The sequence below is a fragment of the Microbacterium cremeum genome, assembly GCF_015277855.1.
In the GTDB taxonomy this organism is placed as follows: Bacteria; Actinomycetota; Actinomycetes; order Actinomycetales; family Microbacteriaceae; genus Microbacterium; species Microbacterium cremeum.
Genome location: NZ_CP063812.1, coordinates 1,712,540 through 1,728,547 on the forward strand (window position 1 = coordinate 1,712,540; position 16,008 = coordinate 1,728,547).

10 protein-coding genes are annotated in these 16,008 nt (G+C 71.4%); 6 read left to right on the forward strand and 4 right to left on the reverse strand.

Annotated elements, in window-relative coordinates:
• Positions 1-729, forward strand: coding sequence for an alpha/beta hydrolase (locus tag IM778_RS07700; protein WP_194411431.1), 729 nt, complete (start codon positions 1-3; stop codon positions 727-729).
• On the opposite strand, the gene IM778_RS07705 is transcribed toward IM778_RS07700, so the two are convergent.
• Positions 730-1,803 carry an AI-2E family transporter gene (locus IM778_RS07705; protein ID WP_194411432.1) on the reverse strand — a complete coding sequence of 358 codons (1,074 nt, stop codon included), beginning with the start codon at positions 1,801-1,803 and terminating at the stop codon, positions 730-732.
• Positions 1,804-1,980: 177 nt separating this feature from the next.
• Between IM778_RS07705 and IM778_RS07710 the strand changes: the two genes are divergently transcribed.
• On the forward strand, positions 1,981-3,831 hold the full coding sequence (locus IM778_RS07710; protein ID WP_194411433.1) for a DUF8094 domain-containing protein: 1,851 nt from the start codon (positions 1,981-1,983) through the stop codon (positions 3,829-3,831).
• Complete coding sequence (locus IM778_RS07715; RefSeq protein ID WP_194411434.1) at positions 3,828-4,772, forward strand: tetratricopeptide repeat protein; 945 nt, start codon at positions 3,828-3,830, stop codon at positions 4,770-4,772. Before IM778_RS07710 ends, IM778_RS07715 begins: the two co-directional genes overlap by 4 nt.
• A gap of 48 nt (positions 4,773-4,820) precedes the next feature.
• Here the strand turns inward: IM778_RS07715 and glgB are convergent, their stop codons facing one another.
• From glgB to glgX, 3 genes are read right to left on the reverse strand one after another with little or no spacing between them, the layout of a single operon-like run.
• On the reverse strand, positions 4,821-6,998 hold the full coding sequence (gene glgB / locus IM778_RS07720) for a 1,4-alpha-glucan branching protein GlgB (RefSeq protein WP_194411435.1): 2,178 nt from the start codon (positions 6,996-6,998) through the stop codon (positions 4,821-4,823).
• Positions 6,995-9,079 (reverse strand): maltotransferase domain-containing protein, encoded by a 2,085-nt coding sequence (locus IM778_RS07725; protein WP_194411436.1) that lies wholly within the window; start codon positions 9,077-9,079, stop codon positions 6,995-6,997. Before IM778_RS07725 ends, glgB begins: the two co-directional genes overlap by 4 nt.
• Before the next feature lie 58 nt (positions 9,080-9,137).
• A complete protein-coding gene (gene glgX / locus IM778_RS07730; RefSeq protein ID WP_228484802.1) occupies positions 9,138-11,225 on the reverse strand; it encodes a glycogen debranching protein GlgX in 2,088 nt (695 codons plus the stop codon).
• Positions 11,226-11,331: 106 nt separating this feature from the next.
• Between glgX and IM778_RS07735 the strand changes: the two genes are divergently transcribed.
• Genes IM778_RS07735 through ligA form a run of 3 tightly spaced genes read left to right on the forward strand, consistent with a single transcriptional unit; the run spans position 11,332 to position 16,007 of the window.
• Positions 11,332-12,516 (forward strand): cysteine desulfurase family protein, encoded by a 1,185-nt coding sequence (locus IM778_RS07735; protein WP_194411437.1) that lies wholly within the window; start codon positions 11,332-11,334, stop codon positions 12,514-12,516.
• Positions 12,517-12,525: 9 nt separating this feature from the next.
• Positions 12,526-13,668 carry a tRNA 2-thiouridine(34) synthase MnmA gene (gene mnmA / locus IM778_RS07740; RefSeq protein WP_194411438.1) on the forward strand — a complete coding sequence of 381 codons (1,143 nt, stop codon included), beginning with the start codon at positions 12,526-12,528 and terminating at the stop codon, positions 13,666-13,668.
• Complete coding sequence (gene ligA, locus IM778_RS07745; protein WP_228484803.1) at positions 13,665-16,007, forward strand: NAD-dependent DNA ligase LigA; 2,343 nt, start codon at positions 13,665-13,667, stop codon at positions 16,005-16,007. Before mnmA ends, ligA begins: the two co-directional genes overlap by 4 nt.
• Position 16,008: the final 1 nt, after the last annotated feature.

Consider the following 16,008-nt stretch of genomic DNA (forward strand, 5'->3'; position numbering starts at 1 on the left):
ATGGAGATCCGCGGACCGATGCTGCTGCCGGCACGCCGGGAGGACGTCGAGCTGTCGACGCTCGACGGGCTGACCCTCGTGGGCGAATTGGCGATGCCCGAGACGGCAGACCCGGTGGCGACGCTGGTGACGCTGCATCCGCTTCCCACGGCGGGCGGCTTCATGGACTCGCACATCTTCCGCAAGGCGGCCGGACGCCTGCCGGCGCTGGCAGACCTGGCGGTGCTGCGGTTCAACACCCGTGGCACCTCCTCGCCGCGGGGCACGAGCGAGGGCACGTTCGACGGCGGTCGGGCGGAGGCGTTCGACGTCGCGGCCGCGATGGACCTCGTGCGCGAGCGCGGACTGCCGCGTCCGTGGCTCGTCGGCTGGTCGTTCGGCACCGAGCTGGCCCTGAAGTACGGGCGTGACCACGCGATCGAGGGCGCCGTGCTGCTGTCGCCGCCGCTTCACCGCGCCACGGACGCGGAGGTCGCGGCCTGGGCGGGGGATCCGCGCCGACTCGTGGTGATCGTGCCGGAGTTCGACGACTATCTGCGGCCGGACGCCGCCGTCGAGCGCTTCGCAAGCGTGCCGGAAGCCGTGCTCGTCCCGGTCGAGGGTGGCAAGCACCTGTGGGTGGGCGAGAACCAGACCCGCCGAGTGCTCACCGAGATCGTCGCGGCGGTCAACCCCGACGCGCTGCCGCTGGCGACAGAATGGGACGGGCCGGTCCCGGCGGAGGCGTGATCATCTCTCGTTCTGCCGCGGGATGACGACCTGCCGGTAGATGATCAGGATGCTCGCAGCCACCGGGATGGCCACCAGCGCCCCGAGCAGCCCCAGCAGCGAGCCGCCCGCGAGGGCCGCGATCACCACGACCGCACCGGGCACCGAGACCGCGCGCCCCATGATGCGCGGCGAGATGATGTACGCCTCGATCTGCATGTAGATCAGGTAGTAGATCGCCGCGATGAGCGCGGTGGTGGGGGAGCCGAGCCCCGGGATGAGGCAGGTCAGCACGATGATCGTCGAGCCGGTGAGCGTGCCCACGAGGGGGATGAGCGAGAAGAAGAACGCGATGACGGCGAGCACGGCGGGGAACGGCGCGTCGATGATCGAGAGGAAGATCGCGCTGAGCACGCCGTTGATGACGCCGAGGGTCACCTGCCCGATGACGTAGTAGCCGACGGAGTCGGTGATCTGCTCGCCGAGGTCCATGAACCGGGCGCGCTTGGAAGCGGGCACGAGCTGGTACACGGCCCGCTTGAGGCTCGGCGTCGAGGCGGTGAAGTAGATCGTCAGGATCAGCACGATGAAGGCGCCCGCGAATCCCGCGACGATCGCGCCGATGATCGCGATGATGCTGCCGCCGATCTCGCCGCCGATCTCACCCACGTCCAGCGTGTTGTACCAGTCCTCGATGTATGTCCATGCCTGGTCGATGTCGAGGGCGGGGAAGACCGAGTGCAGCCAGGACTGGATGTCGCCGACCGGGTCGTCGAACGTCCCGTCGTCGTAAAGCTCCTGGATGGCCGAGACGAGCTGCCCGATCTGCTGCACGATGATCGGCACGATCATCAGCACGATGCCGGCGAACGCCGCCAGCACGGCGAGGATCGTCACCAGCACCGCGGCCCAGCGAGGGAGCTTGCGGCGCTCGAGCCACGCCACGATCGGGTCCAGGCCCAGCGACAGGAAGAGCGCCGTGCCGACGTAGAGCAGGATCGTCTGCAGATTCTGGATGCTCCCGATCAGCAGCAGGCCCAGCCCGACCCCGAGGGTTGCCAGTAGAGCCGTCCGGAACGGATTGTGCAGCTTCACGGCATCCCTCTCCTGTCGGCCCACCGCCGACGTGTGCGTGCTCCGTCAGAATAGTGGTGGTCGGCGTTCAGCCCGGGGAATGGTGCCTCCCGGGCCCCTTTCAGGTCGTGTTCGCTAGTCTGAAATGTCGAATCGAAGGGTGCGCGCTGCCTGCGCGTCCCGGGAAAGGTGAACTTCGTGCGTTTCGTGTGGGCCGTGGCGGCATTCGTGCTCGCCACCGTGATGATCGGTGCGGGCCTGGCTCAGCGCACGGTCTTCCAGGGACCCAGGACCGAGACCACCGCGATCTCGGTCGAAGACGAGGCCCCGTTCCTCCTCATCGACGGCGCGGTGCTCAACCAGCTCCCCGGCACTCAGACCCTGCGCGCGCAGGGCGAGGGTGAGATCTTCGCGTCGTACGGCCGTACCGCCGACATGCAGGCCTGGCTCTCGGACTCCGAGTACAACCATGTCACCGTGGACGGCGAGGGCACGGTCGAGACGGACCTCGTCGAGCCCGAGGTCGTCGAGCCCGCCGACGACGCGGAGACGTCCGAGGCGAGTCCTGCCCCCGCCGAGGGATCGACGGATGCCGACCCCGAGGCCGGCGCCGAGCCCGGCCGCAGCCCCATGGGCTCCGACCTGTGGCTCGACGAGTACCGGCAGAGCGACATCCTCATCGCGCCGCTCCAGCTTCCCGACGAGATGAGCGTGCTGATCGCCGCTGACGGGACGGCCCCCGCGCCCGCCACGGTCAGCGTGACCTGGCCGCTGCAGACGTCGACACCGTGGGCCGGTCCGCTGGTCGTCGGCGGCGGCATCCTGATGGCCGTCGGCGTGCTCCTGTACATCCTCGGCATCCGACACGCCCGGCGCTCGCGCGGGCCGCGGCGCAAGGGTCTGCCGGTGCCCGTGACCGAGCCCATCGACATTGCGATCGACGACCCCGACAAGGGCGTCATCAGCTCCAGCCCGCCCACCCGCCGTTCGGTGACCGGTCGCCGGGCGTTCGCCGTGATCCCCGCCGTCGCCGTCTCCGCTCTGCTGTTCGCAGGCTGCTCGGCGGATGCCTGGCCGCAGCTCGCGCCCACGCCGACCCCGACGCCGACCGAGACGGTCATCGCACCCGAAGGCCAGCACGCGCCTGCGGTGACGAAGGCGCAGGCCGAGCGCATCCTCTCGCGCATCGCCGACACCGTCGCCGATGCGGACGCCGCCCTCGACGGCGATCTGGCCGAGACGCGCCTGGAGGGTGCCGCGCTGGCAGCCCGCGACACGAACTACAAGCTGCGTTCCGCGATCGCCGACTACCAGGTGCCGGCGCCCATCGTCGCCAAGCCGCTCGAGATCATCCTGCCCGAGGCGCGCGACGGCTGGCCCCGATCGGTCATCGCGGTCGCCGACGACGACGAGTCGAAGACCTCGAGCATCATGGTGATGACCCAGCAGGACGCCTGGTCGGACTACCGGCTGTCGTACATCGGGAGCCTCGAGGCGTCCACGTCGCTTCCGGCGCTCGCGCCCTGGTACATCGGGGCGCCTCAGGTCGAGCCGGACTCGCCGTTCCTCCTCTTGCCCCCCGACCAGGTCGCCGCGGCTTACGCGGACGTCATCAACAAGGGTGAGGACAGCGAGTTCCACAACCTGTTCGATGCCGAGAGCGACCAGCTGCGGGTGAGCATCATCGCCGACCGGCAGCGACGCCTCGACGACTTCAACACCACGGCCGCGTCGACCGGAAGCCTCGAGTTCTCGGCGACCCCCGGTGCGCAGTCGCCGTTCGCCCTGGCGACCGTCGAGAGTGGTGCGATCGTGGCCGTCAACATCCACGAGCTCGACACCGTCAAGCCGACGAACCCCGACGCCGTCATCAAGCTCGACAAGAGCCCGACCGTCAAGACGCTGTCCGGGGCGGAGCAGTCGGCCACCGGGTTCGTGACCACGTTCAGCGACCAGGTGTTCTTCTACGTGCCCGGCCCGGGATCGGATGAGAAGATCCGGCTCCTGGCGTACTCCTCCGACATCCTCGACGCGAAGGTGATCAAGTGAGCGATCCGACCCTCGGCGCCGCCCTGCGTGGCGCGGTGGATCTGTCCACGCTGCGCAACCGCCCGGCCGACCCGCCGGCGGGAACGGATGCCGCCGGTACCGGTTCCGGCGTCGCCGTGCCGTCCCTGGTGATGGACGTCACCGACGAGACGTTCGCGCAGGTGCTCGAGCTGTCGCGCACGGTTCCCGTGGTGATCGACCTGTGGGCCGAGTGGTGCGCCCCGTGCAAGCAGCTCAGCCCCGTGCTGGAGCGCGTGGTGACGGAACTGGGCGGACGCCTCGTGCTGGCGAAGGTGGATGTCGACGCCAACCCCCAGCTCTCGCAGGCGTTCCGCGCGCAGTCGATCCCGATGGTCGTCGCCCTCGTCGGCGGCCAGCCGGTGCCGCTGTTCACCGGCGCCGTCCCCGAGCAGCAGGTGCGCGAGGTGTTCGCGCAGCTGCTGCAGCTGGCGGCGCAGAACGGCGTGACCGGCTCGGCGACCGTCGACGGCGAGCCGGAGCCCGAAGAGGCGCCCGCCGAACCCCCGCTTCCTCCGCTTCATGCCGAGGCCTTCGAGGCGATCGAGTCCGGCGACTACCCGCGTGCGATCGCGGCGTACGAGAAGGCTCTCGCCGAGAACCCCCGCGACGCCGAGGCGCGCGCCGGCCTCGGCCAGGTGCGCCTGCTCGACCGCGTGCAGGGCCTCGACCTGCAGGCTGCTCGCGCCGCCGCCGCGGCGGCTCCCACCGACGTCGACGCGCAGTTCGCCGTGGCCGACCTGGATCTCGCCGGCGGTCACGTCGAAGACGCCTTCGGTCGCCTGCTCGACCTGTTCGCCCAGCTCCCCGCCGAGGAGCGCGCGCCGGTGCGCGAGCGCCTGCTCGACCTGTTCGCGCTCGTGGGCGACACCGACCCGCGCGTGATCGCGGCGCGAGGCCGCCTGGCGTCCCTGCTGTTCTGACGCGCGTCCGGGCGACGCGCATCGCGAGACCGACGCTGGGCGCCCCGCTCAGCCCCGCGTGGGCGACGGGATGTGGGCCTCCGGGTCGTGACGCAGCCACAGCACGCCCAGCGGCGGCAGGATCAGCGACGCGCGACCGCCGTCGCCGGCGTGGACGACGCCCATGTTGCCCACTCCCGATCCGCCGAACTCACGGGCGTCGGTGTTGAGGATCTCGTGCCACACGCCGCGTTCGGGCAGGTCCAGTTCGTAGGCGGTGATCGGCGATCCCGAGAAGTTGGCGGCCACGACGACGGAGTTGCCGTGCCAGTCCCGCCGGGCGAAGGCGACCACATTGGGGTTCCACCCCGGTGCGCCCAGGCGCGTGAAGGCGCCGCCGTCGCTGTCGCGCGCCCACAGCGCCGAGTGGTCGCGGTAGGCCCGGTTGAGCGATGCGACGAAGCCGTGGAGCTGCGCGTGGGCCGGCTGGTCGAGCAGCCACCACTCCAGCGAGCGGGCTTCGGACCACTCCGAGAGCTGGCCGAACTCCTGGCCCATGAACAGCAGCTGCTTGCCCGGGTGCCCCCACATGTACGCGAGGAACGCCCGCATGTTGGCGAGCTTCTGCCAGTGATCGCCCGGCATCCGTGAGAAGAGGCTGCCCTTGCCGTGCACGACCTCGTCGTGGCTGATCGGCAGCACGTAGTTCTCGCTGAAGGCGTAGACGAACGAGAACGACAGCTCGCCCTCGTGGTGGGAGCGGTACAGCGGGTCGCGCTTGATGTACTGCAGCGAGTCGTTCATCCACCCCATGTTCCACTTGAACCCGAAGCCGAGGCCCGCCTGGTTCGTGGGGGCGGTGACGCCGGGGAAGCTGGTGGACTCCTCGGCGATCATCGCGATGCCGGGGTAGCGCTTGTACGCGGTCGCGTTGACCTCCTGCAGGAAGTGGATGGCCTCGAGGTTCTCGCGTCCGCCATGGACGTTCGGCACCCACTCGCCGTCCTCGCGCGAGTAGTCGAGGTAGAGCATCGAGGCGACGGCGTCCACGCGCAGGCCGTCGACGTGGAACTCCTCGAACCAGTACAGCGCGTTGGCGACGAGGAAGTTGCGCACCTCGCGGCGACCGTAGTCGAAGATGTACGTCCCCCAGTCGCGGTGCTCGCCGCGCCGGGGATCCCCGTGCTCGTAGAGCGGCTCGCCGTCGAAGCGCGCGAGGGCGAAGGCGTCCTTGGGGAAGTGTCCCGGCACCCAGTCCATGATCACGCCGATGCCGGCCTGATGGAGGCGGTCGATGAGGTGGCGCAGATCGTCGGGGTGCCCGAAGCGGCTGGTGGGCGCGTAGTAGCCGGTGACCTGGTATCCCCACGAGCCGCCGAAGGGATGCTCGGCGAGCGGGAGGAACTCGACATGCGTGAAGCCCTGGGCGGTGACGTACTCGATGAGCGGATCCGCGACCTCGCGGTATCCGAGGCCTTGGCGCCACGACCCGAGGTGAAGCTCGTACACCGACATCGGACGCGAGACCGGGGTCGAGCGCGCCCGCTCGGCCATCCACGCCCTGTCCTGCCACGAGTAGGACGACTCGACGACGACGGATGCCGTGGCCGGCGGCACCTCGGCGAACCGTGCCATCGGGTCGGCCTTCAGCACCCAGTCGCCGCGTCGGCTCAGCAGCTCGAACTTGTACGTCGAGCCTGCGCCGACGCCGGGCACGAAGAGCTCCCAGACGCCGCTGCCGCCCATGGAGCGCATGGCGTGACCCTGACCGTCCCAGTCGTTGAAGTCGCCCACGACGCGCACCGCGCGTGCGTTCGGCGCCCACACCGCGAACGCCGTCCCCGCCGACCCGCCGTGCTCGCGCACGTGGGCGCCCAGCACGCGCCACAGCTCCTCGTGGCGCCCTTCGGCGATGAGGTGGAGGTCGAGCTCGCCCAGCGTGGGGGAGTGCCGGTACGGGTCGTCTGCGACGTGGTCGGGTCCTTGCGGGTACGTCGTGACCACCTGGTACGGACGCGGCGCGCCCGCGCGGGTACCCTCCCAGATCCCGGCGCGCACATGCTCGAGCGGAGCCCGGGTGCCGTCGTCGAACACTGCCGTCACGCTGTGCGCGAGCGGTCGCCGCGCGCGGATCGTCCACAACGAGCCGCCTTCCCCGTCGTCGCCGGGGTGGATGCCGAGCACGGCGTGCGGATCGTGGTGCGCGCCCGCCGCGACGGCGTCGAGGACCTGGTCGGTGGGCGTCACCGCTGCTCCTTCACGTGGAGGATGTGCACCGGCTCGGTGAACGCGTCGAGCATCACGTAGTTGTGATCGGACCACGTCCACTGCGCGCCGGTGACGAGGTCCTCGACCTCGTACGGCTCGCCGGGGGCGACGCCCCAGACGCGCGTGTCGAGGTGCACCATGGTCTGGCGCACCGAGTGCGGGTCGGTGTTGACCACGACGATCACGGTGTCGGCGCGCCCGTCCGGCGACACCGAGGCGTCGAGGTGCTTGGCGTACACGAGGATGGCGTCGTCGTCGCTCCAGTGGATCGAGAGGTTGCGCAGCTGGCGCAGCGCAGGGTGCGCGCGGCGGATCTCGTTGAGCTTCGTCAGGTACGGGGCGAGCGAATCGCCGTGCTCGACGGCGCCCGCCCAGTCGCGCAGCTTGTACTCGTACTTCTCGTTGTCGATGTTCTCTTCCGAGCCCGGGCGCGCGACGTTCTCGTAGAGCTCGTAGCCGGCGTACACGCCGTACGTGGGTGCCGCGGTCGCCGCGATCGCGGCGCGGATGCGGTACGCCGGACGCCCGCCGAACTGCAGGTACTCGGTGAGGATGTCGGGGGTGTTGACGAACAGATTCGGTCGCAGGAAGTCGGCCGTGTCGTGCGCGAGGCCCGAGAGGAACTCCTCGAGCTCGGCCTTGGTGTTGCGCCACGTGAAGTACGTGTAGCTCTGCTGGAACCCGGCCGCGGCGAGCGACTGCAGCGGAGCCGGCCGGGTGAACGCCTCGGCGAGGAACACGACGTCGGGGTCGGCGGCGTTGACCTCGCGGATCAGCCACTCCCAGAACTGGAGGGGCTTGGTGTGCGGGTTGTCGACGCGGAACACCTTCACGCCCTGGGCGATCCAGTGCCGTACGACGCGCAGCACTTCGGCGCGGATCCCCTCGGGATCGTCGTCGAAGTTGACCGGGTAGATGTCCTGGTACTTCTTGGGCGGATTCTCGGCGTAGGCGATCGAGCCGTCGGGGAGTGTCGTGAACCACTCCGGATGCGCGGTCACCCAGGGATGATCCGGGGCCGCCTGCAGGGCGAGGTCGAGCGCGACTTCGATGCCCTCGGCTCGGGCGGCGCGGACGAAGGCGCGGAAATCCGCCAGGGTGCCCAGATCCGGGTGCACGGTGTCGTGCCCGCCCGCGGCGGAACCGATCGCCCACGGCGAGCCGGGGTCGCCCGGCTGCGGGTCGAGCGTGTTGTTGCGCCCCTTGCGGTTCTCGGTGCCGATCGGGTGGATCGGCGGCAGGTACAGCACGTCGAAGCCCATCGCCGCGACGCCCGGCAGGCGCTTCATGGCCGTCCGGAACGTGCCGCTCTTGATGGTGCCGTCCCGCAGGCGCTTCGCACCCTCGGACCGCGGGAAGAACTCGTACCAGGCGCCGACGCCGGCGCGTTCCCGCTCGACCAGCAGGTCGAGGTCGTCGCCGAGCGTGACGAGCGACATGAGCGGCCGCTCGCGGAAGTACTCGGCGATCGCGGGGTCCTCGACGGTCGCGAGCGCCTCGACGTCGCCGAGGGCGGAGTCCCGCAGCCTTCGCGCCGCCTCGGCGAGGGTGCGACGCTGCGCGGCCGGCCGGGACTTCTCGGCACCGGCCCGATCGAACAGGATAGCCCCGAGCTCGCGCATGAGGGCGGCATCCACCCCCGCGGGGATCTTCAGGGAAGCCGCGTGCTCCCACGTGACGAAGTCGTCGGCGAACGACTCGAAGCGGAAGCGCCACACGCCCTGCTCGAGGAGGGCGACGCGGGCCTCCCACCGGTCGTAGCCGTCATCGAGCGGGGCGAGGCGGTGCAGCGACTCGTCGCCCGACGGTGAGAACAGCCGTACCTGCACGCCGATGCGATCGTGCCCCTCCCGGAAGGCCGTGACGCGGAAGGGCACGACCTCGCCCGCGAAGGCCTTGGGGCGGTAGCGGCCCCACGGGACGCTCGGCGCGGGCCTCGCGAGCGGCACGCGGGGCGCGGCCGTGTCGCGTTCGGGCTGCCAGGGTCGGGCCGCTCGGACAGGGATGGCTGAGGCGCTGCGCCAGGGGCGGGAGCGCGTCGAGCGCGTCGTCGTCACCACGTGTCGAACCTATCGCGGCGCCGCGCGGGGCGACAGCGACGTGACGGGCGGCGCCGACTCATTCGGCGCGGAACAGACGCATCGAGGTGCCGGCGAGCGGTACGACCTCGCCCGGGTGCAGGGCCGGGCCGTCGGTGTTCGGCGTCTCGTCCTCGCTCGACCACAGCGAGACGAACCGTGTGACGTCCTCCACCTCGGGCAGCGTGACCTCGGTGGGCCGCTCGTTGCCGTGGACCATGAGGAGGATGCGGTTGAAGTCCTCCACCTCCGGCGTCGACGCTGCGACGTACTGGAGCGTTCGATGCGCGGGATCCGTCCAGCGCTCGATCGACATGGTCTCGCCGTTCTCGTCGTACCACTCCATGACGGATGCCGAGGGCGTGTGCTCGCCCAGGCGTGCGAAGCGGATGGGGCGCAGCGCCGGGTTGTCGCGGCGCAGCCGCAGCAGGTGACGTACGTGCGCGTACAGATCGCGCTGCCACGGCGCGTGCTGCCACGACAGCCAGGTCAGCGGCGTGTCGTGGCAGTAGGCGTTGTTGTTGCCGCGCTGCGACCGCGCGAACTCGTCGCCGGCCGTGAGCATCGGGACGCCTGCCGACAGCAGGAGCGTGCCGAGGAGGTTGCGCATCGCCTTCCGGCGCGTCGCGAGGATGCCCGCGTCGTCGGTCGGACCCTCCGCACCGTGATTGAACGAGCGGTTGGTGTCGGCGCCGTCGCGGTTCTGCTCGCCGTTGCCGAGGTTGTGCTTGACGTCGTAGCTCACCAGGTCGCGCAGCGTGAACCCGTCGTGCGCGGTGACGAAGTTGACGCCGGCGAGCGGGCCGCGCTGCGCGCTGAAGGTGTTCGCCGATCCGGCGAGGCGCGTCGCGAAGCCGCCGATCCCCACCGGCGACGTCGAGGCGCGGCGCGCGTAGTCGACGTCGCTGAGCCAGAAATTGCGGACGCGGTCGCGGTAGCGGTCGTTCCACTCGGTCCAGCCTTCGCCGAAGTTGCCGGTCTGCCATCCGCCCATCCCGACGTCCCACGGCTCGGCGATCTTCTTCACGCCGGCCAGCGCCGGATCCTCGATGATCGCGCGCAGCAGCGGATGGTCGGGCGTGAAGTCGTGGTGCGCGTCGCGGCCGAGCGTGGCGGCGAGGTCGAAGCGGAAGCCGTCGATCTGCACCTCCTCGGCCCAGTAGCGCAGCGAGTCCAGCACGAGGCGGGCCGCGGCATCCGTCGCGGTGTTCACCGAGTTGCCGCAGCCGGTGACGTCGATGTAGGCGCCGTCGTCGTCCTGGCGGTAGTACGCGCGGTTGTCGAGGCCCCGCAGACTCGACCGCGGGCCGCCGATGCCCTCTTCGGAGGTGTGGTTGTACACCACGTCGAGGATCACCTCGAGCCCCGCCTCGTGCAGCAGCCGCACCATGCCCTTGAACTCGCGCAGCACCGCCTCCGGACCCTGGCGCTGCGCCGCCTCGGTCGCGTAGGCGGCGTGGGGCGTGAAGAAGTTGACGCTGTTGTAGCCCCAGTAGTTGGCGAGCCCGTGCTGCAGCAGTCGCGGCTCGGTCGTGAACGCGTGGATCGGCAGCAGTTCGATGCTCGTGATGCCGAGGTCGAGGAAGTGCTGCACCATCGCCGGATGGGCGAGCCCCGCGTACGTGCCGCGCAGAGCGCCGGGAACGTCGGGGTGCCGCTTGGACAGGCCCTTGAGGTGACCTTCGTAGAGCACCGTCCGATCCATCGGGACGGCGGGTTTGGCGACGCCGCCCCAGTCGAACGAGCCGTCGACGACGACAGACCGCCACCCGTCGTATCCGCTGCGCACGAGTCCGCGCGTGTACGGCTCCACGAGGAGCGTGCCGCGGTTGAACGTGTTGCCGGGACTGTGCGGCCCGTCGACGCGCACGGCGTACCGGGTGCCGGGTCGCAGCAGGGGCGTCTCGACCTCCCAGACCCCGCCGCCGACGTCCGACAGCGGCACCGTGTCGGTGATCCAATCCAGATCGGTGTCGTCGAACACCACGAGCTCCACCGAGTCCGCGGCGGAGGACCACACCCGCAGCGTGGCGCCGTGGGGTCCGAGTTCGACGCCGAGCCGGTCGAGTTCGGGGCTGAGCAGACCGAGGGCGGGGAGGGTCGCAGCGGCGGACTCCGGACGGGACATGCGGACTACCATAACCATGGCGTGAGTCGCAGGCGTTACGGGACCCGGTTCCCCGGACACCGGAACACGGAGGCACCCGCCGGGAGCGCGCGTGAGGGAGGTGGGGATGACGGTGTACCTCGATCACGCGGCGACCACGCCGCTGCGCCCCGAGGCGCGGGACGCGTGGCTGGAGGCCGCTCAGCGCGTCGGGAACGCGTCGTCGATCCACGGGCCGGGTCAGCAGGCGCGCCGCGTGCTCGAGGAAGCGCGCGAGCGCCTCGCCGCAACGCTGGACTGCGAACCCATCGAGGTCGTCCTCACCTCGGGCGGGACCGAGGCGGTCAACCTCGCCGTCAAGGGGCTGTGGTGGGGGCGGGCGGCGGATGCCGACACGGTGGTCCTGCCCGACGGCGAGCACCATGCGACCCTGGACGCCGTCGCCTGGCTCGCCGAGCACGGCGCGCACGTTCGCGCGGTCGGGCTCGACGATGCCGGCCGCATCGACGCGGAGGCCTTCGCCTCGTCGCTTCCGGGCGCCGCGCTGGCGACGGCGCTGGTCGCGAACAACGAGGTCGGCACGGTCAACGACGCGGGCGCGCTGGCGGCCGCGGCGACGGATGCCTCGGTGCCGCTGCACCTGGACGCCGTGGCCGCGTTCGGACATGTGCCGGTGTCGTTCCGCGACTGGCGAGGCGGCGCGCGCGGCCGTTCGGGACTGGTCGCCCTGAGCGTCTCGGCGCACAAGATCGGCGGGCCCGCGGGAGTGGGCGCACTGGTGGTGGCCCGCGAGGCCGAGCTGTCGGCGCTGCTCCACGGCGGCGGCCAGCAGCGGCGCCTGCGGGCCGGAACGCAGGACGTCGCCGGGGCCGCGGCTTTCGCTGTCGCGGCCGAGCTGGCGGCGGCCGAGCGTGAGACGGAGGCGGCCCGGCTCGCCGCACTGCGACAGCGCCTCGTACACGGCATCCTCGTGGCGATCCCGGATGCCGAGCTGCTCGGCGATCCGATCGAGCGCGTGCCGGGCAACGCGCACATGCTCTTCCCCGGCGCGTGGGGCGAGACGCTGCTGTTCCTGCTCGACCGCGAGGGCGCCGCGGTCTCGACGGGCTCGGCCTGCCAGGCGGGCGTGCCCGAGCCGTCCCATGTCGTGCTCGCGATGGGGCGGACGGATGCCGAAGCCCGCCAGGTGCTGCGCTTCACGCTGGGCCGCACCACCGATGAGGCCGACGTGGATGCGGTGCTCGTGGTGCTGCCCGGGGTCGTCGAGCGGGCGCGAGCCGCGTCCGGGGCCCGTACAGGCGCCGGTTCGTAGACTGGACCCATGAGGATCCTTGCGGCCATGAGCGGCGGCGTCGACTCGGCCGTGGCTGCGGCGCGGGCCGTCGAGGCCGGGCACGACGTCGTCGGCGTGCACCTCGCGCTCTCGCGCGCGGGCGGCACGCTGCGGACCGGCAGCCGCGGGTGCTGCACGATCGAGGACGCCATGGACGCGCGCCGAGCGGCCGACCGCCTCGGCATCCCGTTCTACGTGTGGGACTTCTCGGAGCGCTTCCGCGACGACGTGATCGACGACTTCGTCGCCGAGTACCGCGCCGGGCGCACGCCGAATCCGTGCATGCGCTGCAACGAGAAGATCAAGTTCGCCGCGCTCCTCGAGCGCGCGATCGAGCTGGGCTTCGACGCCGTGTGCACGGGCCACTACGCGACCCTGGTCGACGGCCCGGACGGACGGGAGCTCCACCGCGCGTCCGACGCCGCGAAGGACCAGTCGTACGTGCTGGGCGTGCTGAACGCCGAGCAGCTCGCGCACACGTACTTCCCGCTCGGCTCGACCCCGTCCAAGGCCGTGGTCCGCGCCGAGGCGGAGGCCCGCGGGCTCACCGTCGCGCACAAGCCCGACAGCCACGACATCTGCTTCATCCCCGACGGCGACACCCGCGGCTGGCTGGCCGAGCGGGTCGGTGCCGAGCGCGGCGAGATCGTCGACCGCACGGGCGCCGTCATCGGCTCGCACGAGGGAGCCCACGCCTTCACGGTCGGACAGCGCCGCGGCCTGCAGCTGGGGGTGCCCGCCTCCGACGGCAAGCCGCGATTCGTGCTCGAGGTGCGGCCGGTCTCGAACACCGTCGTGGTCGGCCCCAAGGAGGCACTCGCGACCGCCGAGATCGCGGGGGAGCGGTACTCGTGGGCGGGGCGCGCGCCGGAGTCGGCGGAGTTCGCGTGCGACGTGCAGATCCGCGCGCACGCCGATCCGGTGCCGGCTCGCGCGACGCTCGCGGACGGTCTGCTCACCGTCGTGCCCGCGACGCCGTTCGACGGCGTCGCGCCCGGGCAGACGGCGGTGCTCTACGACGGCACGCGGGTGGTCGGGCAGTTCACCATCGACCGCACCGTGTCGGCGGTGCCCGTCGGCGCCTCATCGCTCCCGCCGGCGTCGGAGGCCGCTCCTAGACTGGCGGGGTGACCGATGACGCAGACGTGGCCCTGCCAGACGATCCCGGCCTGGGGTCCGCGCGCACGGAGGCCGCGCAGCTGACCGAGCGCATCCTCGACGCCCGGGACGCCTACTACGGGCGCAACGCCGAGATCGTCGACGACGCGACGTACGACGCCTGGATGCACCGGCTCGAAGAGCTCGAGCGCCTGCACCCCGAGCTGCAGGGGCAGGACTCGCCCACGCAGACGGTGGGCGCGGCCGAGAGCTCGATGTTCGCGCCGGTGGAGCACGCCGAGCGCATGCTGAGCCTCGACAACGTGTTCAGCGCCGACGAGCTGCGGGACTGGTGCGTCAAGACGAAGGCCGCCGCCGGGCGCGACGTGCGCTGGCTCACCGAGCTCAAGATCGACGGCCTCGCGATCAGCCTGCGCTACGAGCGCGGCGTCCTCACCTCGGCGGCCACGCGCGGCGACGGCCGGGTCGGCGAAGACGTCACCATGAACGCGGTCCGCGTGCCCGGCATCCCTCAGCGCCTCACCGGCACCGGACACCCCGACCTCGTCGAGATCCGGGGCGAGGTCTTCATCCCGGTCAAGGCGTTCGAAGGGCTCAACGCGCTGCAGGCCGACATGCGCGAACGTGCGGTCGACGAGGCACGCGCCCGCAGCCGCGCGTTCGACGAGGCGAAGGCGCGCTTGAGCGCCGAACGGCGCTTCCCCGCGTTCGCGAACCCGCGCAACGCCGCGTCGGGCGGGCTGCGTCAGCAGCTCGACAAGAAGGACGGGCTCGAGCTGGAGGCCGGTCGCGCGCGGCTGGACTCGCTGCGGCTGTTCGTCCACGGGATCGGCGCGTGGAGTCGTCCGCCGGTGTCGTCGCAGAGCGAGATCTATGCGCTGCTGGCCGAGTGGGGTCTGCCGACGAGCCCGTACTTCCGCACCGCCGACGACATCGAGGGCGTGCTCGAGTTCGTGGAGCACTACCGCGAGCACCGTCACGCGGTCGAGCACGAGATCGACGGCGTCGTGGTCAAGGTCGACGAGCTCGATCTCCACGGCGAGCTCGGCGCCACCAGCCGTGCGCCGCGGTGGGCGATCGCGTACAAGTACCCGCCCGAGCAGGTCAACACGAAGCTCCTCGACATCGTCGTGTCGGTCGGGCGCACCGGGCGTGCGACGCCGTTCGCGGTGATGGCCCCGGCGCGCGTCGCGGGATCCGTCGTGAGGCAGGCGACCCTCCACAACCAGGACGTCGTCCGCGCAAAGGGCGTGCTGATCGGCGACACCGTCGTGCTCCGCAAGGCGGGCGACGTCATCCCCGAGATCCTCGGCCCCGTCGTCGAGCTGCGCGACGGCAGCGAGCGCGAGTTCGTGATGCCGTCCGAATGCCCCGAGTGCGGGTCCCCGCTGGCGCCCGCCAAGGAGGGCGACATCGATCTGCGCTGCCCCAACACGCGCGCCTGCCCGGCTCAGGTGCGGGGGCGCGTCGAGCACATCGGCTCGCGCGGCGCGCTCGACATCGAGGCGCTCGGCGAGGTGACGGCGGCCGCACTGACGCAGCCGTCGGTTCCCGAGACGCCGCCGCTCGAGACCGAGGCGGCACTGTTCGACCTCACGATCGAGCAGCTCGTGCCGATCGAGGTCGTCGTGCGGGATGCCGAGACCGGCGAACCGCGAGTCGACGAGAAGACCGGTGAGCCGGTGCGCCGCGCGCCGTTCCGCCGCCACCCGAGTGCCGCCGAGAAGAAGGCGGGACTGACGGCACCGCAGCCCTCGGCTCAGGCGCTCACACTGCTCGACCAGCTCGAGCGCGCCAAGACGAAGGAGCTGTGGCGGTTCCTGGTGGCCCTCAACATCCGCCACGTCGGCCCGGTGGCCGCGCGGGCTCTCGCCCAGTGGTTCGGATCCGTCGAGGCGATTCGGGCAGCGAGCCGCGACGAGCTCGCCGGCGTCGAGGGGGTGGGCGGGATCATCGCCGACTCGCTCGGCGACTGGTTCGAGGTCGACTGGCACCGCGACATCGTCGCGCGGTGGCAGACCGCGGGCGCCCAGCTGGCGACGCCCGGGCACCCCGGCCCCGGTGCCGCCGCCGCCGGCGGCGGTGTGCTCGACGGGCTCACCGTGGTCGCGACCGGCTCACTGGACGGCTATACGCGTGAGGGGGCGCAGGAGGCGATCATCAACGCGGGCGGCAAGGCCGCCTCGAGCGTGTCGAAGAAGACCGATTTCGTCGCCGCCGGACCGGGTGCCGGCTCGAAGCTCGCGAAGGCCGAGGACCTCGGCATCCGCATCCTGGACGCCGCGCAGTTCCACATCCTGGTCACGCAGGGACCCGAAGCCCTCGACGCACTCGTCCCGGACGAGGGGTGAG